Here is a 25,019-nt window from a genome sequence, read left to right on the forward strand (position 1 = left end):
CCTATGCTGCTGCCATACAAGAATCGTTCTTACGCCATTGGCCTCACATGGTCGGTGGAGCCAACGAAGGCGAAGATCCGGGAGCGTCTAAAGGAGGCACCTGGTGCATCGTATGTGCGTGTCGACAAGCACTCGAAGGACGCCGATGCCCACCTGGGGCTCTTCAAGGGGCGCATCAAAGGGACTGTGTACTCCGCCGCCCTCGCGATCGCTGCCGTTGAGCCAAGCTGCATCGTGTACGAGTCGATTGCCGACGACACAGTGTGGGTGTGTGTTCTCGTCAATGGACTCCCGCTGCCTGGCCTGGATACCTTGGTCAAACCCGAGGAAGGCCAGAAGATCCTGCACGACCACATTGCGCACGCTGAAGTCATCATCGGTGACGAGGCTGGGTCAAAGTCGACTGTTGCGGACGTGCTGGACCGGTTCGACGCTTACTTGGCCTCGAAGCAACTCTCCCGCAAGCAGCTCGACTCGATCACCCTCAAAAACCAACCGCGCCTGATCGTGCGCTTGATGCTGGCGGCAGGTCTTGCCGCTGGCGCTGTCGCCGTCGCCGGTGGCCTAGCGTATGTGAACCACTTGCGCGAGCAGAACCGTCTGAACGAGCTGAACCTGCAGCGGATTGCACAGTCCGCCGAGGAGGCAGAGCGCGAGAGGCTTGCTCGCGAACGTCGCATTCAACAATTCCGCGATCAGGTGCAGCAGCAGCGCGAGGCGCTTAGCTCGGCGGTGGGCGTCGCCGCGCTCCGCTGGAACCAATGGGAGGACCTCCGGCGCAGTTTGCCTGTGTCGAATTTCGGGTATCGCCCTGACACGCTGGAGTGCACTGAAAGCGCTTGTATCGTGACCTGGGTGAGCGGAGGGCACTTGGCACGCAAAACCGATCGGCGGCTACTCCCCGCAGTGGTGAATGCCGATGCGCTTGAAGCCGCGCCCCAAAGCCGCTTTCCCATGGTGCGAGTGGTGGGCAGCCCCGATGGCGGTGGGTATGGAACTGCCAGCGATCTTCGCTTCGCGCTACTACGTGCAACCGAGATCTCGGTGCCGAATGTCCTGGTTGGCGCACCTGTGTCCAAGACGCTGCAAGCACCTCCCGAGCTGAAGCTGCCACCTGAAACCATCGGTGAAGTGGGAAAGATCACCGCGAGCTTTAACGGCATCGCGGCTGCTGTCCACGCAGCAGACGCCATCCAAGTCCTTCGCGCAGCGCCAGTGATCCTGAAAAGCGCGAACTGGAGGGCACTGTCCTCTACATCGCCCACGATCGACCTTGAGGCTGAGTACGTATTCGTCGCCTCTCGCATGTAAGGCAAGACAATGATTTTTTCGAACAAGCGCCCACCCGCGTCCAAGCTCCAGCCGGTTGCGCCCTCGATGGTGCCGCCGAGCGGGATCGGCAGCAACGCGCAGCAATCGGCCGGTCGCTCACTGCGATCGATGCTGGTGGCGTCGACGACGGCCGCCGCTGCTCAGCGTGAAATGCCTGCGGCCAACGTGTCTGCTCAAGTGGAGCCTAGGAATGCGCGCGCCGCCGTGGTTGAACCGCACCAGGTGGCTGCGGCCCCAGTCACTGCACCACGGGCGAGTGCAGCTGAGCTGGCCTTGAAGGAGGCAGCCCCGGCTGCGGCACGCCCGCTACTTGCGCGTGCTCCGGTAGAAATCACCTCGCTCGATGCTGTTCCTGCTGGCAACTACTTGCCCTTCGAGCAGCTGAAGCCGGAGATTCCCGAGAAGGTGGCAGAACACATGGTGTTGCTGAAGACGGGAATCTCCTCGGTGATCGTCTTGCTCACAAATTCCTTTCGTGTTTCGCATCTGTTCTTCGACGCGACAGAGCGTCTGAAGAAGAACGGCCTCACCTACGAAGTTGTCGCGGCCTCTCACCAAGTAATCGCGGCGTTGCACGACCAAAGCCGAGAAGCAGGCAACGATGCGGAAGACGCCACGCGCGACGAGCAATTTGCGTGGGAACTGATCGAAAGTGCCATCCGCAAGCAGGCCTCTGACATCCACATTGAAACCAATGGGGCCCAGGCGAAGGTGCTGTTCCGTATTCATGGAGAACGCGTGCTTCAGCCCAGCATGGCTTCGCGCACCGCAAATGCGATCTGCTCGACGCTCTATAACGTGCACGCGGACGCCCAGAACAAGGACACCCAGTGGGACAGCAAGCAGGTGCAGGACACGGTAATCGACAGGGTAATCGGTGGCTCCGCCTGTCAGATCCGATTTCACACGGCGCCGATTCATCCCTCGGGGTCGTTCCACTGCGTGATGCGTTTGCTCTTGATGTCGGGGCAGTCAACTAAGCCCATCGAGGAGATCGGGTACACCGACGCGCAGGCCCAGAAGATCAATGAGGCTTTGAGCGGATCCAGTGGGCTCTTTGTCACGGTCGGTGCGGTGAACGCCGGGAAGAGCACCAGCATGCAAGCGTACATCGCACGGTTGCGGGAGCGCCGTGGACCGTTGGCGAAGATTGTGACGGTCGAGGACCCTGTCGAATATGTGATCCCAGGTGCCTGTCAGATGGGCATTCCAAAGGGCCGCAGCAACCTCGTCGACAAAGACTCTGACTCGATCTACACGACGTTCCTCAAGGCCACTCTGCGCGAGGACACGGACGTAGCCATGCTCGGCGAAATCCGCGGCGTGGACTCGGCGTCGACTGTCAAGGATCTGGTACTGACCGGCCGCAAGACACTGTCCACGCTCCACGTGTACGAGGCGTTCGCCACGTTCGCGCGGCTGCGCGAATTGGGGGTTCCAGAGTCGCTGCTCACGACACACGGGTTCATCAGCGCGATCGTTTTCCAGAAGCTCCTGCCGACGCTTTGCCCGCACTGCTTTCTCGAAGCAGGATCTGCACGTTCGCAGATGGTTTTGCCGCACGGCCTCACCGATCGCCTGGCGGTGATTGGCCGCACCCATAGCTTAGAGGGGGTCCGCTTCCGAAATCCGCATGGCTGCTCGCACTGCAGTGATACCGGCATCGTAGGCCGATCGATGTGCGCCGAGATCATCGTGCCCGACGAGAGGTTGCTGTCCATGCTCCGTTCTGGTGACCTGGTGGGAGCGAAGGAGCATTGGCTTGGAACGAAGGACCTCAACGTTGAAGGCCTTGGCGTGACTGCGCTTGCGCATGCGGCCAGCAAGATGCTCCGCGGTGAAGTGGATCCGCGTGAGGTCGAGAACCAGCTCGGGCTGCTGTCCCTGCTGCAGCCTCATGGGCCCAGCATTGTTCAGTTGCCTGGACACGGGAAGCGGCAACCTGACTCTGAAACGGCGCATCAGAGCTTGGTGGCATAGATCAGATGACAACAGATCTCACATTCATTCAGCGCATGCGAGTGAGCGATTCGTTGCGCATCAAGTGGTACCGGACGCTCGCAAGTTTGATGTCCGATGGGCACAACATCTTTGAAGTCCTGGAAGACATGGGGCGGGAGTTCAACCGAGTTCGCAACCCGCTCGCCATCATCGTATCCGAGGTAAAAGCGCGTATGGCAGGCGGCGGTACGCGCGAGGGCCGCCGCGCTGGTTCGCGGCGCTCGTTTGGATCTGAGGTGGTCGGCCTGGTGCCGGATAACGAGGCAAAGCTGATCGAAGCCGGCGAATCGAGTGGCTCGCTGAGCGATGGATTCACACGCGCCGCGATCCACCTTGAGTCCATGGGGCGTCTTAAAAGCGAGGTGTACGGACCGCTGCGCGAGCCTGTCTTTCTGCTCATCCTGCTGTTGGGCGTGCTGCTGTTTTTCTCCGTCGAGGTTCTCCCGGCATTCAATGGAATTGCGCCGCGCTACAAGTGGCCCGTCTACGCCAGGTGGTTTGGGGCGGTTGCTGACGCTTCAGTGGCCATTGCCGTCACTGTTGCTGGCCTTCTGGTCGCGGTGGGTGCCTGGTTACGTTGGGCAGCCGCACGGTGGACAAACGATTTGCGCTACGCCGCAGATCGACATATCTGGCCGATGACGCTGATCTCGAAGGTCCAGGCGGCCGCGATGCTGACTTCGCTGGCTGGCTTCGTCGCGGCGCGCGTTCCATTCGCCTATGCGGTCGAGACGTTGAAGGAGGGAAGCAGCCCTTACATGCGGCAGGTCTACAACGACCTTCATTCGTTGCTGCGCAATGGCCAATCCCCGGCGGACGCCCTGACTGGTGTTCACATCATTCCGGTCTCACAGCACTGGTTGATCAGGATCAATGGGCGGTCCAAAGACTTTGCTAGTGCGATGGAGTCCATCTCGAACGAAATGATCGAGGCAACCCTTCTGAGCACGCGAGCCGTCTTCGGCGTGATCAATTTGCTACTCAAAGTGCTGGTCGCGGGATTCGTGATTTGGACTCTGGCATCGATGTTCGGTGTAGTGCAGACGGTTCGGTAGTAGGTAGTTTCTTTAACCAAAAAGTGGAGTATTTTCATGCGCATTTCTCGTCCCAAGATTCGTTCCTCGAAGGGCTTCGTGCTGACCGAGTTGGTGCTGGGCCTGGCGGTTGTGGCTGCCGTGGTCGCGATCGGGGTCGGCGCCTACACGGTGATTCGTGGTGGCATCTCTGCCGATGACCAAGGCAACAAGATGATCTCGATGGCTGCATCGATCCAGAACAACTGGCGTAACGCGGGCTCTTATGCGACGCTGACTGGCGAGGAACTCAACAAACTCGCACTGATCACTGCGCCCATGAAGTTCGTGACTCCCGATGTTACCGACGGCTGGGGCAATACGATGACCATCAATGGTGGACCTGCGTCGTTTGTGATGTCGGTCGGCGGCGCTACCGCACCCATCAACAAAGACGCCTGCGCATCCATTGCCAACCGGCTCTCGTCGGTAGCGCAGACCATTCGCATCGGTACCTCTGCAACGGGCGCCGCAGGGGTCGCAACCGGTGGCAACGTGTTCAAGCAAGGCGAGACCTATACCCAGGCCAGCTTGGGCACTGGCTGCAACGAACCATCAACGGTGATCGTGGCGCAGTTCCGCTGATTCAGAATGGTTTCGAACTCCTTCTTCGGTGCGCGGGCCCAGCCTGTGGGCGCTTCGGCTTCAGTCGTAGCGGTTCCGCCTTCTGAGAGCACTGAGAGCGCTGGCCCCGCTGCGGTACCTGGAGTTGTCCAGATGCCGAACGCGCCCGCCCTCCTGGCGAGCTCTAGAGGAGCAGCGACGTCAGCGTTCCAGCTGGCGCCCCGCTCTGAGCTTTCCGATGTGCACCTGAAGATGGGGGACCCGGCTGGATCGCTGGTATATCCCGGTCCCCGGCGGCCGATCGGACCCGAGCTTGCGCTGGCCACTCGCCTCATGGAGGTCGTGGAGAAGGTGTCTCGCAAGGACTTCATGATCGACCACGAAGGTACGTTCTGGCGTGGGCGCAAGGACGGCCAAGCGGTCGATGGCTACTGGGTTCGGCTTCGTCGCATTCAGAGTGAGCCGCCCGAGCTGACTTCGCTACCCACTCCTATGGCCCGCGGGATGGTGGATGCCTTGCTTCATCCCTCGCTGGCCAAAGGCGGGCTGATCTACGTGTGCGGCTCCACTGGAGCGGGGAAGACCACCACGGCATCGGGCATCGTTGTGTCGCGCCTGAAGAAGCTGGGCGGGGTAGCCACCACGGTAGAGGAGCCACCAGAGATGCCGCTTAACGGTTGGCACGGGTCGGGCTACTGCACCCAGACCTGGGTAGAGGGCGATGACTCTGCGGACTGGCAAGAGTCGATGCGCGGAGTGTTACGCAGCCAGCCAGCGAAGACGCCAGCGATGCTGTACATCGGCGAGGTACGCGACAAGGCCACCGGACTGGCAATGCTGCGCGCTGCGAACAATGGCTTCCTGGTGGTGGCCACGGGCTTTGGGGCGGACATCAAGTCCGGGTTGGAGTCCTTTTGCAACCTGGTCGGACTGGAGAGCTGTTCGTCGGTTTCGGCTTGCTTGCGCGCTGTCGTGTACCAAAAACTGGACCCCAGGTTCTTCGCACAGATGGTGGTCAGCCCGTCCTTCACATCGGCGCTTGCCATCCAGATTCGCAATGGGAACTTCACCCAGCTCGATACCGAAATTCAGTCGCAGCATGTTCACATGATGCATGGCGGTGACGTCTGGAACACCAAATGATTCTCTTGCTCTTGCCCATCATGTTCGCGGTTGCGCTGTTCAGCTCGCTGTTCCAGGTGCATTCCAACGCAACCACGAACAACCCGAGGACCCAGGAGGTCGCCCACGAAGTGAACATGTACCGGCACTTCATGTTTGCAGCTGCTCAGTACATGCGTGGACCCGGTGCCGCGGTGGCACCTGGTGTGATCGACTGGGCGACTATTCGAACTGCAAAGTCGACTCCGCCAGGCCTGGCCGGACTGTCAATGCCTGTGTCATGGCGCATCGTAAAGGGGCCAACGGACTGGGTGGCATGCGCCGAGGTACTGCCTGCGACGTCATCGGCGCTTAAGCAGTTGATGCCGAAGGCAGGAACGGCAGACAACGCCCTGAACTCGGTGGTGCTTCAGCCTGCAGCTGTGAGCGGTGGCCACCCAGGTGGCTACGTTGTGATGAAGGCGACCGACGCTGCTGGCGCTGTCGCGCTGGCGGCCACCTGTGGATGAAAGGATGGATATGAATTCGAACCAGCAGGGCAACTTCATGATTGAGGCGCTTCTGGCAGTGCTGATCGTAGGAATGATGGCCGCGGCCACTGTGCCGATGATGCAGGAGGGGCGCATCGAGCAGAACGCCCGAAGCGCGGCCGACGACATGGTCTCTTTCCAGCAGGCAGCTGCACAGCACTTCATCAGCAATCGGTCCGCCTATGAGACAGCGATGAAGGATGGCACCGGAGCGGACAAGCTCTGCAAGGTCGGGATCGATCCTGTCGCGGGCACAGGCGGGATGCAAGCGAACTCTGTTACGAAGAAGACGTGCGCGGTGGACGGCTCGATGCTCAAGTACCTGCTCGCAATGCCCGACGACATGAACCTGAAGAATCGCTACGGCGAATCGTGGGTAGCCATCTACCGGCTCATCTACGACACCGAAACCCCACCGGCGCCAACGGGCGCGGTCGACATGCTCGTCGTCAGCGCTGCGGTCGCGGGCGCGCCGGCGCCACAAGTGGTCCCCGATGGCCAACGGCACAAGGAAGGCTTGGCCGCTGCAGCCATCGTAGGGGGAAGCGGCGGGCTCGTGCCCGACGCTGATCGCGCAACGTGTGTGGCTAGCAAGACGGCTGGCAAGTACGAGGTTTGCGGAAATGGATGGCGTGTGAATCTGAGTGACTTTGTGGACGCTCCAGATCTCGCAGCCTTCAGTGATCGCCTGGCCAATTAACTATCAAGTTCCAATATGCAAGCTCAAATTGAAAGCGGTTCCTCCGCAGAGACCACCCCGAACGGCGCAGCTGACCGGAACCTCTCCGAAATTATTCTCGACATGGTTGAGTTCCAGCGCGAATGGTCGGATATCCACGTGGAGTGCGACCAGCCGCTTATGTTGCGCAAGGGGGCAAATGAATGGGATGTCGCTCTCGACCAAGCGGGAAACCCTATTCAAATCAGCATGGGGCAGATCCACGGATTTCTGAATGGTATCTTTGAAGACGAAGAGTCCCCTGTGCTGTTGGACGGCGGAGGCAAGGAGAAACAGCCGGAATGGCGTGCCCGGCTCAAGAAGGACAACTCGCTGCATCCCGCGTTGTTTCTTGCCCGCGACTCTGGTGTGACGGCGCGTCTGCGCTGCTCTGTCCAGCGCCAGGGAATGGGGTCCGACATCTCCATCGTGATTCGCCACTTGCGCGATGTTCCCAAGGATATGGGCGAGCTCGGCCTTCCTCTTCAGCTGCGCAAACTGGCCACAGCGCCGGCGGGCCTGTTGCTGGTGACAGGACCGACGGGGTCTGGCAAGTCGACCACCGTTGCGGCGATCATTGATCTGATCAACAGCACGCGACGCGCCAACATTGTGACGGTTGAAGACCCGGTGGAATTTGTACATGAGCGCAAGCTGTCGATCATCAATCAGCGCGAAGTAGGCACGGACGTGGCCAGCTATGCGGACGGTGTGCGGGATGCACTCCGCTTTGTTCCGGACGTGATCGTCATCGGCGAGATCCGCGACAGCGAGACAGCACTCGCTGCGGTACGCGCCGGTGAATCGGGGCACCTGGTGCTGGCAACACTGCATGCGCCTACGACCATCGCCGCAATCCGCACCATGTCGAATCTGATCCGTACTCCTACGGACGGCATCGCACTGAGCAACGCCTTGCTCGGTGTGGTCGCCCAGGCGTTGCTGCGTGGCACGAATTCGGGTGGCAAGCACAAGCACCTTGCCTACGAGTTGCTCCATTGCCTGGATAGCAAGGTGCGGGATGCGATTGCGAACAGTCGAGACCCAGGTGCCCTGGATCGCGTGGAGGAACAGCTGCGCACCGGAGATCTCGGTGGCGAGCACATTCCCATGAACCGGGTGCTGACTGAACTGGTTGCGGGCGGGAAGGTGCCAGCGCGGATAGCGGCTACTGCTTCCCACCACAGCGAGGATCGGCTGAAACTTCTAAAGATGGAGGCCCAAGAAGGTCTCGCTGGGCCTAAGCCCGAGAAAGGTCGCAGTTCATTCGCTGGGCAGCCGTTCAACTCAACTGCCACCATGGTTTTCACAGCTCAACCTGCCAAGTAAAGCATCATGAAATTCATCGCTTCAACCTTTCGCGCTCTCGCCCTTGCGGCTTCCGTCGCGCTTGTGGCGCTGTCCGCCATCAGTGGTCCGGTGGTTGTGACGCCCGGGTCCAACTCGGGGTACCTGTATTTTCCTCCGGCGGCTGCGGGTGGTGGCCAAGCTGCGCCCGCTGCCCAGGGGGTGGGGGGGGTCACCTACTACAACAGTCAACCTGCTTTGAATGTGACGGTGACGGCGCCTCAGTCCCCGGGATCGAGTTGTCCACCGGGCTGCAAAACAGTGAACTTCTCGACCGGAGCTGGCTTTGCGAAGCTGGTGGCGACCAGGCCTACCAGGTGGACTGATAACGGTGGAAATGTTTATCCAAACTGCGAGGCAGTCCTCGAATGCCAGGTTTGGGTTAACACGAACACCTCCATCATTGTTCGTGGCTACCCCGTGTGCTTTGAGCCAGAAATTGCAGAGAATCACGCGGCGACATGCTCCACCAGTTCCGGTAATGGTGGCAACTCGGTGTATTCCATTACGCTGCAGCGGATAGGCTACTTCATCTTGGTCGGAGGCAGTCCCCGCACCATAGTTCCAACGGGGCGCTACGCAGCATACGGCTGCTACGGGATTCCGCTCGGCGCGAATTCCACGACTGACGGCAAATTCAACACCGACAAAATCATGGCAGCGAGCTGCAACACTCCAGCCAGTGCGGCGAGCATCTGCGCCAACATGAGTCCCGCTGGGACTTGGTACTTGCCCACGAATCAGGAACTTGGGGCGGTCAACATGAACATGGTGCCGACGGGCGGCACGAACCATTGGTCGTCGCAGGAAGCTGGTAACGACTACGCCTACAACTGGAGGTATGACCCCGAGGGATCCGGCTACAGCATGCTTCAACGCAGCTTCACTGGCTACGTTGTGAGCTGCGTTAAAAAATACTGAATCTATTTGGTCAAGGCCTGGTTGACTTGCGTAGACGCAGTCGGTCCAGGCCTTTTTCGTTCTTGAGCCCGAGGTAGGGAACCAGGTCTGCCCTCCTCATTCCACCCCGGTACATTTCCACTATTGCTGTATTGCGCAGTACCTGGGGCCCAACCCTCATCGGTTTAAGATTCCGGTCTTTGATCGCTGGGTCCTGGCTAGCCCGAAGTACCACGGCGCTTACCAAGGTGAAAAGCGCCGGCACACTGAGCTGGCGGCCGCGGATCGAGAAAAACAACCACTCCACCTCGGTGTTTGTCTGTGCGCAGTGCGTGCCCCTGCAGGCGAGCCAGGCCTGCAGCGCGGATCGCGCTCCGAGCTCAAGTTGCAAGGTCCGGGACTGGTTGGCGCGCTTGCCGACGATACTCACGGCGCTGGGAGTTGACACACCAGAAGCGCTGCTCCCGTGGTATGCCAGATCAGCAGTGCGCAGATTGCGCACCTCCTCCGGTGCCAGGGCAAGCTCATAAATCAACGCGAGCGCCGCGCGGTCGCGCACGTCGACCAGCTCGTCGCCGGCAGGGAAGTAGGCAGGCAGGAGTTCCCATAGTTCGGTAGCAAGTACGTGGCCCAGCTGCTCGACCTCGATGGGCGTTTCGCTCTTCTCAACTGCAGCGACTGGGTTGCTAGGCACCCAGTTTTTCGCGAAGCTGTAGATCCGATCGAGCAAGGTGAAGTAGCGCCGGCGCGTCACCATGCTGCGTTGGCGCTCTGTGTTGTGGCTGGAGCGCTGACCTTTTTCAGGCCCCACGAATCTGGCCACGTCCGCGGCCGTCGCGCTTGTCCACGCTGATGACCGGCACGCGGCCTCCTCGGAAACCGATTTGGCCCGGGGCAGCTTCTTGAGCCAGGCCGTCCAGATTGCTCTGTAGGGCGCAGCAGATTCGACCTTCAATGGGTCATCTGCTTTGGTGGCCTCAGCCGCAAGCCATAAATCGAACACTTCCAAACCGTTAGGCACAGCTTCCATTTTCTCCACTCCTAGCGCAGCGCGTTCCAAGGCAAATAACCAACTTACATAGGTGTATTTTACGTCGAAACACCCCCGCCGTCCCCCTCTCCCTCCTGGCGAACTTGGGCCGCGGTTATGGCGCAGGCGACGGGTGGGCGAGCGGGCCGCAGGGTTAGAGGGGGTCGGAGGGGGTTCGAGGGGGGGACAGGTCGGCCAAGAACGGGCAAACCTCTTAGAAGAGGGCGGGCGTGAATCAAAAACACCTATGTAAGTTAGCTCCCCGAGTTCTCGCTCAAGAAAATGCCCCCGGGCCGAAGCACCGGGGGCAAAGAGGGGAGGGATGGTTCAAGCGCCGCTGCCCAGGGCGAAGACGTCGACGTCGGGCGCCTGCTGGTCGGCATGGACGAATACACGCTTGCCGGCACGGATTACCAGCACGAAAGTACCAGGCTTGAGCTGGGTGTACGGTGGCTCCTGGAAGACCACGGCCACCTGCCCATTGGAGGCGCGCACAGAGATCTCCTGCAGCTCACGCTCAGCGCCCCGGGCAGGGCGGCCGACGTCGTCGAAGCTTTCCTTGGAGACCACCAGGCGGGTGGCCACTACGACACCCTGCACTACAGGGCTTGCAGAACCGCGCGCCAGGTCTTGGGCGCGGGCCTCGCCGGCCAACAGGCCTACGAGGAAGACGAGTGCGAACGCGCAAGCGCGCAGGACGATCTGATCGGGGCGATCAGTTGTGGAGGAATCGGGATTCTTGAGAGTTGCCATGTCATTTCCTTGGGGAAAATAGGGCAGAGCTCTCCCCCAGCAGGTTGAGCCCTGCTGGGTGGTACCGCGTTGCGGTGGACGTGCCTTCGATGGAAGGCGGATGACGGCGCTGGCGCCGGGGGCAGGACTGGCCTGCTGCGAAAAGCCAAGCCAGTCTACGGCCTTTGAGCCCGACCTCCAAGCAGGTGTGGCGCCGCAAGTTGTCCACGGGCATCCCTGCCCGCACATCGCGACTGTGCTGCACGTCGACAGTGGCCACCGCGCGTCCGTCGTTCAGCACCGCGAGTAACGGTCAGCAGCCTGACGGCGAACAAGTCGATGTGGCACCTCAGGGCCGGTCGGCTTGTCCACGTCGCGCCCGGAACAGGATCACAGGCAGGGCTTCTCGCGGCCGCCGATTCGCTCAGCCCCTGATCACTCGGCATTTTTGGCCGCACGCCGTGATGGGACTGTCAAAACAGATGCCAACTGAGTTTGCCTTGTGCTGTCATGACCACGAGCGCCACGACCAGCGCGTGCTCCCACCCTCGTCCAAAAAAGGCGCGCCCTGGCCCCTTCTCTCTCATGTTGCAGCTGACTGCGCTCTTCCTCAAGCTCCGCCAAAGCACGCTTGGCGTCCTCAAGTGCGGCCATGCATTCCAGCAGCCTCTGGACATCCTCGTCGCCGACCTCGACTACTTTGCGGTTGGGGGTGTGCCGCTGGAGCCCGTCAAGGCGTTTTGCCCAGAACGTACCCGAGCCGTCTTCGTTCACCCGGACTTCAAATTTACCGCCCTCGTAGAAACGCCTGCGACGTTCGGAGTTCTCGTCGCCGGCATCGACATGTGACAGCTTGCCACCCTCGACGGTCGCGTCGGGATGAAGACTCGCGACCCAGTCAATGAGCTCGTCTCGCAGATAGGTCCCAAGTCCTTTCGACGTCGGGTCCGTCCGAATGTGGCCGATGGGGCCGAGCCTGGCCACACGGCCCAAGCCATCAGGGTGGGCCGCACTGCGTTCGAGTACGCTGAAATGAAGGCGATTGAGGTCGCGGTCGCGGTCGAGAGCGGAGGTCGTCGGCACCGGAATCCAAGTGCCATTGAAACTCTCGCCCAGGGGCGTAAACCGCACTTCGTACCAGTGCCCATACCCGAGGCGGTCCGGTGGGGCGCTCCATTGGGCGAACTCCACCCAGCCGTATAGCGTGGTGTTTGCATCAATCGGTGCGCGAACGAGGCGGCGGCCAAGGACCTTTGCCGCAGGGCACGCTCGCAAATCAAAATCGGGAATGTGCATTCGCTCAGTTCTCAGGCAATGGATGGCAGCGACTCTTGGAATTGCTAGTGCAGTATGCCCGCCGCTGCATGCGCGAAATCGCATTGGGTGCAGCATCGAGCGCCAGTGTGCCGGCTGCGCGGCGGAAGTCGACTCACCGAGACTGGCCAGTTCGAATGCGTCAGCAGGCCGGAACTCCACTGGGGTTGATATGTATCTCCCGGCTCATCTTGCCCGCTGCACAACTGTCTTCGACCTGCTCGCCGCAGTGCCGCCATACGGACAGCCCCGATACGGCCCCTGCCGGGCCGTTTGCGGGCCTCCCTGAGGCATTCATCTGGCTAATCTACCCCTACCGAAACGAACCTCCATCCCACCATGCTCCGCATTCCATTGTTCCTCGCCCTTGCTGCCTCATCTGCGGCAGCCACCGCCCACGAATGGGAGCCGAGGATGGACCTGCTCACCGCCGGCGCCGCTGCATCCGTGGTGCTTCACCAGGCCTGCTCCGGTGACGGGGCGGCCCAGCGCGCCATGGAGTTCGCGAGCGGCCGGCTGCTCAGTGAGGCCAACGTCACATCGGCACCTGGTGAAGCCTATGGCTACGCGCGCAACGCCTACGCACTGAAAGTCCGCGCGATGTGGCAGAGCAGTTCCTCTGCTGGCTGTGCAGGGATGCAGCGTCTGCGCGAAATCGCTGATGGCACGGGGTTCATCCTGCCGGGGAGCCGGTGAGCGGTGCGGGGCCGGCAATTCTGTCCGGGCAGTCCTTCCGCGCAACGGCCGCAGGTCCCGCTCCAGCACCGCAGAAGGTTGACTCGAAGGCCATTTTTCATACACTGAAGGCTTGATCGCTCTTTGAGCCTTCGTCGCCTTGTGTGACCTATAAATCTCGCAGCACCACGCTGTGACAGCGTCCTTCCGACGCATTCAGATTCCAACTTCTGCTGCATGCGTTCTGTTTGCAGCTGCAACCACGACTTCGAAACGGCGGTGAGGACTGTCCCGCTTCCTGGCGCGTGTTTGCATTGATCGTTTTGACTTTTCCTGGCGGAACTGGCGAAACGCCCTCCACTGGCTTTCTCACGAATGCCAGTCCGGGGCGTTTTGCCTGTTTTTGAAAGGAGAGTCCTCATGATCTACCCCGCTGGCCGTTCGGCCCTGCAATTTCCGGCTCCGCAGGACCTGCAGGGCCCTCAGCGCAGCGCCTTCGCGGCGCCCGCGCATCCCAGTAGCCCCCTGTCGCCAGCGATCCTGGCACAGGCCAAAGTTCCACTGAACGATGCCATGTGGCTTCACTGCCACCCTGGCGCACCGCTGACCGCACGGCTTCAGACCGAGCGCGGCGCGTTGATCCTCAACAAGGTTCGCCAGTTTCTGAACCCAACACAGGCGGATACGCCAACGGCCTTGGCCGCATAACCCTTTGCCCACAAATGCAAAGATGGCCTTCCAGGGGCGGCGCCCCTGGCAGCCAACTTCCCATTGAGAACCCTTCAGCCTGGCCAAGCCAGCCTCAAGTCTTTTCGAAAGCTTTCCCCGCAGCTCACGCTGCAACGAGATGCCGCTGCATCACCAACATCCCACGGGCCCCTACCCGTGGGGAGTGGGCCCTCCACCCAGGAGCAACCCATGCTTGCAGAAGACGTGAAACTCGATGCCATGCGAGCCTGCCTCGCGGGCACATACGAACCCCCACCTGGTATTGCTACCGACCCAGCACTGCTAGCCGCCTGGCGCGATGGCACGCGCACGGTCGACTTCTACCAACTCGATCGCCTTGAGCTCGGGCACCGCACCGAGGCACCTTTGTAAAACTACCCCAGGATCAGCTGTATGGCCCGCACCGTTCGAGAGTTCGCCCTTGGCCTGGAACGAATCTTGATCCTGCAGGAGGAAGGCGAGACAGAGCTGGCCAGGCGCGTCGAAGCCGCAACCCGCAAGGGATGGCAACCCTACCTCGATGGCAGGGACCCGGGAGACCGAACGCACGTGGCATGGCTCATCAAGCCTCTCCAAGCGCCATCGACGCTGACGACACAGCCGCTTGCTCCGCACAGGGCTGCCAACTAGAATCCGCCGCAACTGGACCACGTCCAATCGCGAGCTGGCGCACTCCAGCGCCCAGTCGCACAGCGCGACTTTCAATACCCTACGGGAGCCTCTTCCCGTGGGGAGAGTGCCTCCCATTTTTCGGAAGAAACAATGGAAACAACACTCGCACACCCAACACCGGTCTCCACCGCAGTCGACAGCGTGGTCAATGCTGCCACCGCAGCCGCAGCCGCAGCCGCAGTCGCAGCCGCAGTCGCTGAGAGCGAGGGCATCACGCTGCCGGTCACAAGCATCGTGCGCGGAAACAATCCCCGCAAATCCTTCTGTCCAATTGCGATGGAGGAACTGACCGAGAGCGTACGAGCTCAAGGCATTCTTCAGCCGATCCTGGTGCGCCCCCTGGGCAACGGGGTCTACCAGATCGTCGCCGGCGAACGCCGCTACCGCGCCTTCGTCGCAGTCCACGGTGCGCTCGAAATCAGTCGCATCCCTGTGCTGATCCGGCAGATGAGTGACGAAGAGGCCGAAGCCGCCGCGTTGACCGAGAACATCAACCGCGACAACATGACCGCTGTCGACGAAGCCGAGGGCGCAGCACGAATCCTGGCCGACCACAACGGAGACCGCGCCCGCACAGCAGCATTCCTGGGCTGGAAGGTGCCCTTTCTCGATCGACGCCTGGCGCTGATGAACGCGATCCCCGCGGTGCGCCTGGCACTCAGCGAACGCAAGATTGACATTGGCCACGCCGAACTGTTGGCCGTGCTTCGCGCCGACGCTCAAGAGAAGGCCCTGCCCCTTGTTAGCGGAGCAGTGAACAAGCTCACTGTTGCTGCGTTTAAGGACCAGCTTAACCGGATGGCGCTGTCGCTGACGGCCGCCATCTTCAACAAATCGGACTGCTCGGGCTGCAAGTTCAGCACCGTCAACCAAAGTGCTCTGTTCGGGGAATCGCTCACCGAAGGGAATTGCACCAACAAGACTTGCTACGACAGCAAGACCGAGGCAGAGCTCAACGCGCGAGCCGATGCGCTGCGCGAGGACTACCAGGTCGTGCAAATCGTGCGAGTGGGAGAGAACTACACGGTGACTCCGCTGCTTGCCGACGGCCCAAAGGGCGTAGGGGAGCAGCAGGCTGCAAACTGCCGTTCCTGCAAGGATTTCGGGGCCGTCGTGTCGGCCGTTCCAAACTCGCTCGGGAAGACGTTCAGGGATCTGTGCACCAATGCAGTCTGCAATGTGCAGATGATCGCAGCCCACAAGCAAGCGCTTGCGGCCATCGAGAAAGCCAACGACTCGGCGGCAGCCGAAGCCAAGGGGCCCGGGGACTCCAAAGGCCAGGTCAAAAAGGCTGACGGCGGTAAGGCGAAACAGGCTGGCAAAGCCGCCGCAGCAAAGGACGTTGTCGCATCCAACGCGGTGCGCACGTACAGCGAAGGGGTGTGGCGGTCGATTTTCAGGGGCGTTGTCGAGAAGAGCGATCTGGTGACCAACCGCGCAGTCATGCTCGCACTGGCACTTCACAGGCCATCGACGATCACGACCACGACGCTGGAAGGTTCCCTGAAGGCGCTTGGGGTGGTCGACAAGACCCACAGCCGCCTGGGAGACAGGCTTGCCAGCGTGCTCGATCTGGAAAAGGAGCAGCTGTCGGCTGCTCTGGCGTACATCCCTGCCAGCGCAGCTGGTTCTCTGGAGATCCAGGACATTGTCTCCGTGCTCAAGTGCCTTGAAGTCAAGCTCGAGGACCACTGGGTGATCGACGCCGAGTTCCTGGGGAAGCTCACGAAGAACGAGGTTGACGCGGTCTGCGCGGACCTCGGCATCAAGACCGCCCTGGGTGCCGGCTACGCAAAGCTGCTCGCAGGTAAAAAGGATGATCTGATCAAGGCAGCGGTAGGCATCGAAGGCTATCCGTACCGGGGCAAGATTCCCCGAAGCATGAAGTGGAAGTAAGCCACTAAGTGCCATCAACTGAAAGGCCGGCCGCTCATTGAGCGGCCGGCCTTTTTTGTTGCGTGAGTCGCTGGGAGCCGATACCATTGCCGCACTGACTTTTGTCATGCCCCCTGCAGCTACGCAGGCCCAGCGCAATCGCGCACTCAAACCCCTCGGGAACCAGCTTCCCGTTCGGGTGAGGTGGTTCCCATTTTTTTTGGAACCACCGAATGTTTTTCTCTTCTCTCTTGCCGCTCTTGAACAAGGGCGTCACGGTTCAGCTCATTCTCCAAGCTCACGGCGATCGCATCCTTCTGGATGTGATGCCAACCGGCGAGGCAGGCACTCAGTACGTCCCGAAGCAATTCGCTGGCACGGCTGAAGAGCTCGACGCCGAGATCGTCTCGATCATGGGGGGCTACGCCCAGATCAACACAACGCTCTCGCAGCAACTGGCCGATGCGCAAGCAGTCGCAAACGCAATGGCCAACGATGCGGCAAAGGCGGCGACGTCGACGAAGAAGCCGGGTGCTAAGGCTGAACGTCCACTCCCGCAGTCGACCGACGGTTCACCCGCAGAAGACGGTGAGCCGGATGTTTTGGGCGGTGACCCGCCGAATCCCACAGTGACTGCAGCGGCCACCGCAGCTCCAGCTGACAGCCAGTTCACCTTCAGTCTGTAAGGAGAACAAGATGGCCATTCAGCAACTGAACCTCACCCGCGAGTTCTGGTACAACGGCGCAAAGCTGCACGACCCGGGCATCTCGATGACCGCGGAAAAAGTTCGCATGTTCTATGCGGGCAAGTTCCCGGAATTGACGACTGCTGTGGTCGAGGGACCAGTTACCTCCGCAGGAATTTCTCGCTACACATTCAAGCGCGCCGCCGGCACGAAGGGATGAAGCCGAGATCAATGGTGCAAGCAATGCACCTCATCGCAAATGGACACGCCTCGCCGGAGTCCATGCTGCGCTCCATAACCCCTACTCAACGTGAAGGCAACGCTAAATGCTCTTCGATTTTGCAGGAGGTGGTGTCGAGCAGGAATACGCTTTCTCCCCCGCTTCCAGTACCGCAACACCTGTTCGGGCTCTGGGGCTAAAGAGCTGTGAAGCTGGCCTCTGGACTATTCCAGAGATCAGCTCCGAGGTCCCCCCCATCTTTGAACTGGAAGGGGTGGTCGCCAAGCTCGCGGCAGAGGCGTCTATCACTCTTCACCGCTGCGGCCTTCGGATACCCGAAGGCACATTCACCACTTTGGACGCGGCGCTCGCCGCACAGCTGGTCAACTTGAACGCCACCAAAGGTGTGAGTCCGGACAACCAGCTGCCATTGCAGATCAGCGCCCACATCGACTCCAGCCCTGGCCGTCCCAACCGCCTGGTCATACGTGGACAGCCCGAACGGGGGCTGTCGGTTTTCAAGCTCAAGGCGGACGTCGAGCGAATGAACCAAGAGATGCCCGGCCTTGGCTGGCGCCTCACAGGCGCTCTCGCGAACTGCGGGAGATATGGCCTCCAAACATTTGAGCCTTGCTACCTTGGCTACATCGCCGAATTCGAACTCTTCTACGGCGCCAGCAACGACCGAGACTTTGCGGAAGAGGCTCTCGGCGGCCCGGCAAGCGAGGAAGAAGTCAATGAGTTCCTTGCCGAGTCGTTTTGTACTGTGGCCAGGTTCGTGGAGGCCTTCGGAGGCTATGGCCACCTAGTCAACCTCGGTGAGCCTGCTTCACGACCTGGTCGAGCGCCTGGCAAATCGGCCATTCGCAAGGCCGCCCTCAGCGAAAAGACTGTGAAGATGCTTCATGCCATCTCCCGGTTTGAGCGCTGCGGCGAGCGTGCGCGGGCCTGTCTCGCCGAGTTCATTCCGGACCCGGAGCAAGACGATGAGGACATATACGCCGAGGCGCCCATTCAGATAGGTGCACTGGCATTCGTAGTCTGGCAGGACCTCGAGATGATCGGCGAGATGGTCGAACACTACGAGCAGGGCGTTTACGAGAGCGGCAATGCCGACGAACTGCTCTTTGCCTACGTACTCGACCTCGCCAGGCCAGAGACCTGGCCAAAATTTGTGGAGGGCTACAAGTCGCTGCTTGCTTGCTACGCAGCGCTCTGTGACCTTCTTTCACTTCTTCCACGGGAGGATTGAATTGCTTCAATCATTCGCTTCGACCGGAGCCAGCTCTCTGAAGCTGAGTTCCGCAATCCTGCTCTACAGAGCAAGTTCGGGCAGCAATGCCCATGCCCATGCCACAGTGAACCCCATAGCGGAGCACGAAGGCAGAATGAGCATCCAACCTGGCCGGCTTGTTACCGAAGCAGACCTTGCGTCGCTGGTGAAGGGCCTTTCGCTCTCGCGAGAGATCGGAGGCATTCAATGGCTCGATCACTCGGTTCTCGCCCACGGTGGCGGCCGCACGATTTGGCACACCCCGGCTTGCAGCCGGACTATGTTCTTCGACTGCTCGGAGCACATGCGCAAGCGCTTCAAGAAGGCCGGCACGGCACCAACGCCAGCGCTGGTCTGGATGACCTACAACAACCTGCTGTACTGCTATGCAGTCAAGTCGGCAGGTCGCCCATCACGAGAAGATGCGCTCTTTCAAGCGCCATTCTTCAACGTCTGGAGCAATGGCGGCGTCTGCAGGGGCAGCGCCGACTTTCCCAAGCCGGACGGCGATGAAAGCCCCGAGAAGTGGGTGGACGCGTTCTTCAACAGCGTGTTCAGCCATCCCAACTTCACACAGAAGGACCGCCTGATCCTGGGCGAAGACCCAACGGAATTTTGGGAAGGCCTAGTCAGCGCACCACCGAGGGCGTTTCCCAAAAAGCGCCTCGTTCCTCTTCCTCTCAAGCTCGGAGACCTGCTTGAGCCGGAAATCGGCGAGCGGCTGAGATCGCTCAAGAACGCGACAGGCGAGTTTTAACGCCCAAGCGTCATCACAACATCCCAACACAGCGGCGGCCATTTGGTCGCCGCTTTTTCTTTGGAGAAGGACTTCAATGGAACACTTCATTCACGCCAGACTCCTGACTTCACCTGTAAAGGTGTTGCTCGTGGGTGCAGGCGGCACTGGCAGCCGAACTCTGGAAAGCCTCATGTGCCTTCACAGGGCACTTGTGGCAAAGGGGCATCCTCATGGCCTGGAGGTGACTGTGGCGGATCCCGACAAAGTATCTGCTGCAAACATCGGTCGACAGACCTTCTACGCTTGCGACGTTGGGTTCAACAAAGCAGTTGTACTGACGAACCGAGTGAACATGGCCCTGAACGGCGCTGCAGTTTGGAGGGCTAGCCCCTACCTTCTGGAAGCATCTGACGACCTCACCAACTTCGACATTGTCATTGGCGCAGTGGACAGTCGAGCAGCGCGGGCTGCAATACTCACTGCTATGACCAGGCGCCATGCGAAGGCCGCCTACTGGCTGGACTTTGGCAACAAGGCCGAGGTCGGCCAAGTCGTACTCGGCGAGGTAGAAGGCAGGCACTCGGTTGCGCGAACCGAGCCGCGTCTACCCCACGCCGGCGAGTTGTTCCCCGACCTGGTGGACCTTCAGGCTGACACAGAAGATGATGGACCATCCTGCTCCCTGGCCCAGGCCCTCGAGAAGCAGTCCCTCTTCGTCAACCAGGCGGTCTCGATTCAGGGCATGACTATTTTGTGGAATCTTTTCACCAAGGGCTCCATCGCCAGCCACGGGGCTTTCGTCTCTACGGAGAACTGCGAAGTGCATCCGCTCCTCGTCGAGATCGACGTTTGGAAGCGCTTCGGCTACAAGCCGAAATACCGCCGCCGCCGTGCGGCCGTTCCGGCCTGAAGGGCATCAAATGAAAAACCGCCAGGTCCTGTTCGCACAGGCCTGGCGGTTTTTTCGTTGGGGCTCGCCGATTGGCGCGGTGTTTATGGAGTTACGTTGACCACAGCATCAACGCTGCTGCCGGGGTTGCTGCCGGTGATCGCGGCCGTGCTGGCGCTCACGCGGAACACCAATACCGTCGGTGCAGTGACGGTGGGTGCCACGAAGCCAGCCTTGGCCGTCTTATTGCCACCCAGGAACACCGGCGTGCCTGAGATCTGCGTCCACGAGTAAAACACCGTGGAGCCTGTGGCAGCACCGTTCACGGAGGCATCCAGGCTCACCGTGGTGCCGCTGGCCACCGACTGAGCCGCGTTCGAGATGCTCAGCTGCAGGGGAGGGGACACCGTTTCCTTGAGCGCGACCTCCACATCAGCTGTGCCCGTGGCGGCGCCGGCAGTGCCGATGGCCTGGCTCGAAACCGTGACACGGAAAAGCAGCTTGGCATCACCGGTGGCAGCAGGCAGGCGAATGGAAGTGGTTGCGGAACCGGGATTGACAATCGTGGCAGTCGGGCCGGACACCTGGCTCCATTGGTAGAAGAGCTGGCCAGCGACATCCTTGCCGTCGACGTCCACCAACTTGGACTTGGAAGCGGCGACCGTGATCAGCGATCCAGCCGTGGCGTCAACCGATGCGCCAGCATCGGCAATTACGGTGGGCTTGGGTGGCGGATTGATGACGATGCTGGCCGACTGAATGCCCGTGGCGTTGGAATCGTCAGTGACACGGCATGCCACGCGCACGGTGGTGGGAACGCGCACGGCCGGGGCAACGAATTTGGTGTCTGCGGTGGAAGCATTGAGCAGGCTGATCGCCAGTCCAGAGGCATCTTCCACCACCCACTGGTAGCGGTAGCGGGAGTTCGCGGCGAGCTCGCCACCAGCGCCGGCGCAGAACAGATCCACACTCGCGCCCGTAGCCGCGTTGCCTGGAGCGGTGACTGTGGCTTGCGGGGTCAGCGATCCACCTTTACCCGTCACGGATACTGTGGATGCGGAGGCCGAGGTGCTGCCATTGGAATTGGTGGCCGTAAAGTTGAAGGTGTAGGTGGCGTTCGCAGCGACATTGGCCGGCACGCGACCGCTCACCTCGCAAGTCCAGTCCGAGGAGGCCAGATTGTTCAGGCGCGGCTGGTCGAATTTCGTGGCCACGGCGCAGTCTTGGTTGGTGAGCGTCAGCGCGGGCGCGCCCGCAGTGGATGTCACGGACCACTTCGCGGAGGTCAGCAGGGTGTCAGGGCTGGTCGCATTCCCGGAGATGGTGAAGGTCTGGCCAGGCTCTGCGTTGAGGCTGGTTCCACCCGTGCCCTTGAAGGCCGAGTGGGTGTTTACCGGAGCGTTGCCGCCACTGCCGCCGCCGCAGGCGGTGAGAGCTGCAGCCACGCAGGCAGATGCGATGATGGTCGGGGACAGGTTGGCGTTCAAAAACTTCATGGGTGCCTTTCGGTTTGGCGGTTGGAAACTGTGAAGAGGGGAAAGCGATCTCAGTAGCCTGAATTGAGGGCCGTACCTACGAGGCGATCAATCCGGCGAGTTCTGACGAGTTCATTGACTGCTGCGACCTTGGGGACGAACGACTCAGTTGCCGTCTTGCTGCTGGTGAGCTTGTCCAACTGGGCCCACTCGCCTGCCTCGATGATTTTTCGAACGCTCTCGTCGGGCATGAGGACGTCGCAGACCATCGTGTAGCCCTGGCCATCGATGTGCGGAGCCAGCGACTGGTGGATTACTGCGAGCAGGCTGCCGGCCAGCACGGACCTCCAAGCCGCGGGCTGAGCCCCGGTCAGAGCGAGTACCTTGCGGAGGGCACCGGAAATACTGCGGCCATGGGTTGTCACGAGCATCAGCGCACCCGACTCGCTCCCGAGAATGGTTGTCTCTGCAGTGTCCTGGTCTCGCACTTCACCGACCAAGATCGCATCGGGCGCCTGGCGCAGCGCGTCGCGCAGCCCGGCAGCAAAGGACTCCACATCCGTACCGACCTCCCGCTGCGTGAACATTGACTGCTTGGAAACCATCGGGTACTCGATCGGATCCTCTACGGTGACGATGTGGCTCGCGGTATGTTCGTTCAGGAAGTCCAGGATTGAGTACGCGGTCGACGTCTTCCCGCTCGCCGTTGGGCCGATGATGGCGATCAACCCGGTTGGGTTCATCTGCAGGCGGTTCATGAGTGCCTGGGGAAGACCGAGACTTTCCAGTCGGGGAGGGGCGGTAGTCACGCGAATCACCATCGACACAAGCCCTCTGTCGGCTTGGAAGAGCGAGCAGCGCAGGTACTGGCCAGATGGAGAGGTGGCCGTGCGATCCACAGTTTTCTTTAGGCGAAACAGGGGCGCTACGTGCTCGGTCCAATAGGCGTCTGCGTCCACGTCGGGTCCGCGTGCATCCATGTAGTAGCAGAAGAAGTTCTTCAGGTCCTGCAGCTCCACCACCAGGTCGGTACCGGGGATACCTGTTTGATCGAGGCGCTGGATGCCGCCAGCAGACTTGAGCATGATTTTCTTGCCCTCGCCCAACATCAGGTCTGTGAACTGGCCAGCGAACTGAAGCGAAGCGTAGATGGCGCTCGCAAGGCGCGAGGCCGGATCGCCGGCGTACTGGAACTCTCCGATTTCCATGCCGTCGAGGCTCGCCCTGCCATCGCTGCTTTCATGACCAGCGTCCAGGCCAGCAGCCACACGGGCATGCGAGACCGCATCGTTGCCGGGCGGCAAGTTGCCGGCGGTTGATGTGGAGGTTGCGGCCTGCTGCAGGCCGTCGCCCACTGCTCCCATGGGAACCTCGAGCGCGGAGAACGGACTATTCATATTTGCTTCCTAGACGTACTTACTTGCACAAAAACCCAGATCAACCAGAATTGAGCTACCTCACCGCCCATCCATGTCAAAACACCGCCACGCCCAATCCATTTACTGCCCCAGTTGCTCTGGGTTGCAGGTCGTAGAGGGCCGGCTTGAGAGCAATCGCTTCTTCCCCAGCCGCAACATCTTTCGGGCCCTGATGGGCAAGCCGGTAGAGATGACGCGGCCGGAAACCTACGCATGTCTATCCTGCGGTCTGACCTGGAACCAGCTCGATCCGAGAGAGCTGGCTGCCAATGCTTCGCGCTTCGGCTTGGCGCCGCACCGCACTGCCGTGATGAAGGCGGTGAAGGTTCCCAAAAAGGCCTAGGCTCACGCTTGGCTCCATGGCCGTCCCGTCGCGGCCTGCGCAACCACCAAGAGGTTCTGCGCCTGTGGCGAACGTGAGATATGCGATGCGACAATGGAACTCACTGCACCCATGCGCCTCCCACTGATATCGCGAGCAATGGTCCGACCTTGGGGCGACTGCTTAGACAGATTCGAGTCCAGTCCAGCCACCTGCTCTGCAGTGAACAGCAAGCCCTTGGAGAGCATCGAGGCGCGGTCCACATTGAACGGGCCTACCGATGCACGCAGGCCACCTGCGGAGTAGTCGTCCGGCGACTCGTCGGTGATGCGCTGCGAAGGGAAGGCCGACTGTTTGCGCGCCAGTGCTTTGGTCGTGTGTGAACCTGGGCGGAACACCACCTCGCGGTCGCTGTCGTTGAGCACCTCTACAGAGGCCTTCAATGGTCCTGTGCCCGTCGCACGCGCTGCAAGAGCGCCTTTGTTCACGGTCGAATAGCCGTAACCCTTCCCGTTGTCCATGCGCTCGCCCGCATCGCGAAGGCGTTGCAGTTCTTGAGCGATGCGCGCGTCGTCGTCGGCGCGCTCCGGTGCGGCACCGGAGGAGCGAAAGCGCTCGCGCCCGGCAGCCCGAGATTTCGCCGCGTGGTACTCCTGAAGGCGCTTGGACCCGCCCGGAACGATCGCGTCAAGCTCGCGCAGGGTGCTTGCCGGCACGGCATCACCCTCTTCGGTGCCCGCAGCCATTAGCGCCCAAACCAGTCGCTGGGCGCGCGCCTGGTTAGGGTCGTTGCGAGACGACGAGTTGGCCACCGCGACCATGAGGTCTTGAAGTTCTGCCGGAACGCGTTCATCGGCCGGCCTGAGCACCAGAGCATCCCCGGCCACCGGCGCCGGCAGCGCCCGGTCCATGCACAGGCCGGTCGTGCTGTACGTGCAGAGGGTCTGGGGAGGGATCACGATCGCGCCGCCTTCGTTGCGCAAGGTGTTACGTGGAGTGGCAGTGGCGAGGGCAGGGGAGAGATCGGACTCAGCCGCAGATCGAAAGGTCGAACTGACCACCCGAGCAAAAGGCACGGCGAAGTCGTTGACCAGGCGGTCGGTGGTCGCTTGCCCCGAAGCGAGAGCGTTGATGTACACACCACGGCGATCGATGTAGTCCTTGAAGACCGCGTTGTTGGTCCGAGGCACGCTCATGACCATTTGCTCCAGCAGCACATCCTGGAACCTGTCGACAGCCACAACCGCGCCGTATTCGTCCTGCCCGGACAAAGCGGCCAACGCCCACCCGGGCAAGGCGGCGGAGCTTGCGGCACCCAGGCCAAGGCAGAACAGGGAGCGGCGATTCAAGGTCATTTGGAAGGCTTTCATGGTCAAAGTTGGA

Annotated in this window: 25 protein-coding genes; 19 read left to right on the forward strand and 6 right to left on the reverse strand. The window is 61.1% G+C overall.

Going from position 1 to position 25,019, the window contains the following annotated elements; translation table 11 throughout:
- Nucleotides 1–3: 3 nt before the first annotated feature.
- From ACSQ9E_RS33180 to ACSQ9E_RS33220, 9 genes are all read left to right on the forward strand, one after another.
- The gene (locus ACSQ9E_RS33180) at nucleotides 4–1,311 is read left to right on the forward strand and encodes a hypothetical protein (protein WP_436220372.1); all 1,308 of its coding nucleotides are present in this window, start codon (nucleotides 4–6) and stop codon (nucleotides 1,309–1,311) included.
- Between the two features lie 9 nt (nucleotides 1,312–1,320).
- Nucleotides 1,321–3,312 carry a GspE/PulE family protein gene (locus tag ACSQ9E_RS33185; protein WP_436220373.1) on the forward strand — a complete coding sequence of 664 codons (1,992 nt, stop codon included), beginning with the start codon at nucleotides 1,321–1,323 and terminating at the stop codon, nucleotides 3,310–3,312.
- A 5-nt stretch (nucleotides 3,313–3,317) separates the two neighbouring features.
- The gene (locus ACSQ9E_RS33190) at nucleotides 3,318–4,388 is read left to right on the forward strand and encodes a type II secretion system F family protein (protein ID WP_436220374.1); all 1,071 of its coding nucleotides are present in this window, start codon (nucleotides 3,318–3,320) and stop codon (nucleotides 4,386–4,388) included.
- Nucleotides 4,389–4,424: 36 nt separating this feature from the next.
- Nucleotides 4,425–4,991 (forward strand): type IV pilus modification PilV family protein, encoded by a 567-nt coding sequence (locus ACSQ9E_RS33195; RefSeq protein ID WP_436220375.1) that lies wholly within the window; start codon nucleotides 4,425–4,427, stop codon nucleotides 4,989–4,991.
- Between the two features lie 132 nt (nucleotides 4,992–5,123).
- Nucleotides 5,124–6,113, forward strand: coding sequence for an ATPase, T2SS/T4P/T4SS family (locus ACSQ9E_RS33200; protein ID WP_436220376.1), 990 nt, complete (start codon nucleotides 5,124–5,126; stop codon nucleotides 6,111–6,113).
- Nucleotides 6,110–6,601, forward strand: a complete 492-nt coding sequence (locus ACSQ9E_RS33205) for a hypothetical protein (protein ID WP_436220377.1) — start codon at nucleotides 6,110–6,112, stop codon at nucleotides 6,599–6,601. Before ACSQ9E_RS33200 ends, ACSQ9E_RS33205 begins: the two co-directional genes overlap by 4 nt.
- Before the next feature lie 10 nt (nucleotides 6,602–6,611).
- Nucleotides 6,612–7,322, forward strand: a complete 711-nt coding sequence (locus tag ACSQ9E_RS33210) for a hypothetical protein (protein WP_436220378.1) — start codon at nucleotides 6,612–6,614, stop codon at nucleotides 7,320–7,322.
- Nucleotides 7,323–7,337: 15 nt separating this feature from the next.
- Nucleotides 7,338–8,669, forward strand: a complete 1,332-nt coding sequence (locus tag ACSQ9E_RS33215) for a type IV pilus twitching motility protein PilT (RefSeq protein WP_436220379.1) — start codon at nucleotides 7,338–7,340, stop codon at nucleotides 8,667–8,669.
- A 6-nt stretch (nucleotides 8,670–8,675) separates the two neighbouring features.
- Nucleotides 8,676–9,608 carry a hypothetical protein gene (locus ACSQ9E_RS33220; protein ID WP_436220380.1) on the forward strand — a complete coding sequence of 311 codons (933 nt, stop codon included), beginning with the start codon at nucleotides 8,676–8,678 and terminating at the stop codon, nucleotides 9,606–9,608.
- A gap of 10 nt (nucleotides 9,609–9,618) precedes the next feature.
- Here the strand turns inward: ACSQ9E_RS33220 and ACSQ9E_RS33225 are convergent, their stop codons facing one another.
- From ACSQ9E_RS33225 to ACSQ9E_RS33235, 3 genes are all read right to left on the reverse strand, one after another.
- Complete coding sequence (locus ACSQ9E_RS33225; protein WP_436220381.1) at nucleotides 9,619–10,617, reverse strand: tyrosine-type recombinase/integrase; 999 nt, start codon at nucleotides 10,615–10,617, stop codon at nucleotides 9,619–9,621.
- Between the two features lie 327 nt (nucleotides 10,618–10,944).
- A complete protein-coding gene (locus tag ACSQ9E_RS33230; RefSeq protein WP_436220382.1) occupies nucleotides 10,945–11,370 on the reverse strand; it encodes a hypothetical protein in 426 nt (141 codons plus the stop codon).
- A 414-nt stretch (nucleotides 11,371–11,784) separates the two neighbouring features.
- A complete protein-coding gene (locus ACSQ9E_RS33235; RefSeq protein WP_436220383.1) occupies nucleotides 11,785–12,645 on the reverse strand; it encodes a hypothetical protein in 861 nt (286 codons plus the stop codon).
- A gap of 432 nt (nucleotides 12,646–13,077) precedes the next feature.
- Here ACSQ9E_RS33235 and ACSQ9E_RS33240 point away from each other — a divergent pair, with 432 nt between their 5' ends.
- The 9 genes from ACSQ9E_RS33240 (at nucleotide 13,078) to ACSQ9E_RS33280 (ending at nucleotide 20,442) form a co-directional block, all read left to right on the forward strand.
- Nucleotides 13,078–13,359, forward strand: coding sequence for a hypothetical protein (locus ACSQ9E_RS33240; RefSeq protein ID WP_436220384.1), 282 nt, complete (start codon nucleotides 13,078–13,080; stop codon nucleotides 13,357–13,359).
- A 399-nt stretch (nucleotides 13,360–13,758) separates the two neighbouring features.
- Entirely contained in the window at nucleotides 13,759–14,046 is a 288-nt protein-coding gene (locus tag ACSQ9E_RS33245) for a hypothetical protein (RefSeq protein ID WP_436220385.1), read from the forward strand.
- 210 nt (nucleotides 14,047–14,256) lie between these two features.
- Nucleotides 14,257–14,439: a hypothetical protein gene (locus ACSQ9E_RS33250; RefSeq protein WP_436220386.1), complete on the forward strand. Its 183-nt coding sequence runs from the start codon at nucleotides 14,257–14,259 to the stop codon at nucleotides 14,437–14,439.
- Nucleotides 14,440–14,829: 390 nt separating this feature from the next.
- A complete protein-coding gene (locus ACSQ9E_RS33255) occupies nucleotides 14,830–16,635 on the forward strand; it encodes a PRTRC system ParB family protein (RefSeq protein ID WP_436220387.1) in 1,806 nt (601 codons plus the stop codon).
- A gap of 212 nt (nucleotides 16,636–16,847) precedes the next feature.
- Nucleotides 16,848–17,300, forward strand: a complete 453-nt coding sequence (locus tag ACSQ9E_RS33260; RefSeq protein WP_436220388.1) for a PRTRC system protein E — start codon at nucleotides 16,848–16,850, stop codon at nucleotides 17,298–17,300.
- A gap of 10 nt (nucleotides 17,301–17,310) precedes the next feature.
- On the forward strand, nucleotides 17,311–17,520 hold the full coding sequence (locus ACSQ9E_RS33265) for a PRTRC system protein C (RefSeq protein WP_436220389.1): 210 nt from the start codon (nucleotides 17,311–17,313) through the stop codon (nucleotides 17,518–17,520).
- Nucleotides 17,521–17,626: 106 nt separating this feature from the next.
- The gene (locus ACSQ9E_RS33270; RefSeq protein ID WP_436220390.1) at nucleotides 17,627–18,772 is read left to right on the forward strand and encodes a PRTRC system protein F; all 1,146 of its coding nucleotides are present in this window, start codon (nucleotides 17,627–17,629) and stop codon (nucleotides 18,770–18,772) included.
- A complete protein-coding gene (locus ACSQ9E_RS33275; RefSeq protein ID WP_436220391.1) occupies nucleotides 18,738–19,550 on the forward strand; it encodes a PRTRC system protein B in 813 nt (270 codons plus the stop codon). Before ACSQ9E_RS33270 ends, ACSQ9E_RS33275 begins: the two co-directional genes overlap by 35 nt.
- Nucleotides 19,551–19,626: 76 nt before the next feature.
- The gene (locus ACSQ9E_RS33280; protein WP_436220392.1) at nucleotides 19,627–20,442 is read left to right on the forward strand and encodes a PRTRC system ThiF family protein; all 816 of its coding nucleotides are present in this window, start codon (nucleotides 19,627–19,629) and stop codon (nucleotides 20,440–20,442) included.
- Nucleotides 20,443–20,525: 83 nt separating this feature from the next.
- Here ACSQ9E_RS33280 and ACSQ9E_RS33285 read toward each other — a convergent pair whose 3' ends face one another.
- Together ACSQ9E_RS33285 and ACSQ9E_RS33290 are read right to left on the reverse strand one after the other, a co-directional pair.
- Nucleotides 20,526–21,917, reverse strand: coding sequence for a PKD domain-containing protein (locus tag ACSQ9E_RS33285; RefSeq protein ID WP_436220393.1), 1,392 nt, complete (start codon nucleotides 21,915–21,917; stop codon nucleotides 20,526–20,528).
- A gap of 50 nt (nucleotides 21,918–21,967) precedes the next feature.
- Nucleotides 21,968–23,293: a type IV pilus twitching motility protein PilT gene (locus ACSQ9E_RS33290; RefSeq protein WP_436220394.1), complete on the reverse strand. Its 1,326-nt coding sequence runs from the start codon at nucleotides 23,291–23,293 to the stop codon at nucleotides 21,968–21,970.
- Between the two features lie 73 nt (nucleotides 23,294–23,366).
- Here ACSQ9E_RS33290 and ACSQ9E_RS33295 point away from each other — a divergent pair, with 73 nt between their 5' ends.
- On the forward strand, nucleotides 23,367–23,657 hold the full coding sequence (locus ACSQ9E_RS33295; protein ID WP_436220395.1) for a hypothetical protein: 291 nt from the start codon (nucleotides 23,367–23,369) through the stop codon (nucleotides 23,655–23,657).
- Nucleotides 23,658–23,659: 2 nt separating this feature from the next.
- Here ACSQ9E_RS33295 and ACSQ9E_RS33300 read toward each other — a convergent pair whose 3' ends face one another.
- Entirely contained in the window at nucleotides 23,660–25,006 is a 1,347-nt protein-coding gene (locus ACSQ9E_RS33300) for a hypothetical protein (RefSeq protein ID WP_436220396.1), read from the reverse strand.
- Between the last annotated feature and the right edge of the window lie 13 nt (nucleotides 25,007–25,019).

Origin of the sequence: Acidovorax sp. LjRoot118 (assembly GCF_964253575.1) — a bacterium.
GTDB lineage: Bacteria > Pseudomonadota > Gammaproteobacteria > Burkholderiales > Burkholderiaceae_C > Acidovorax.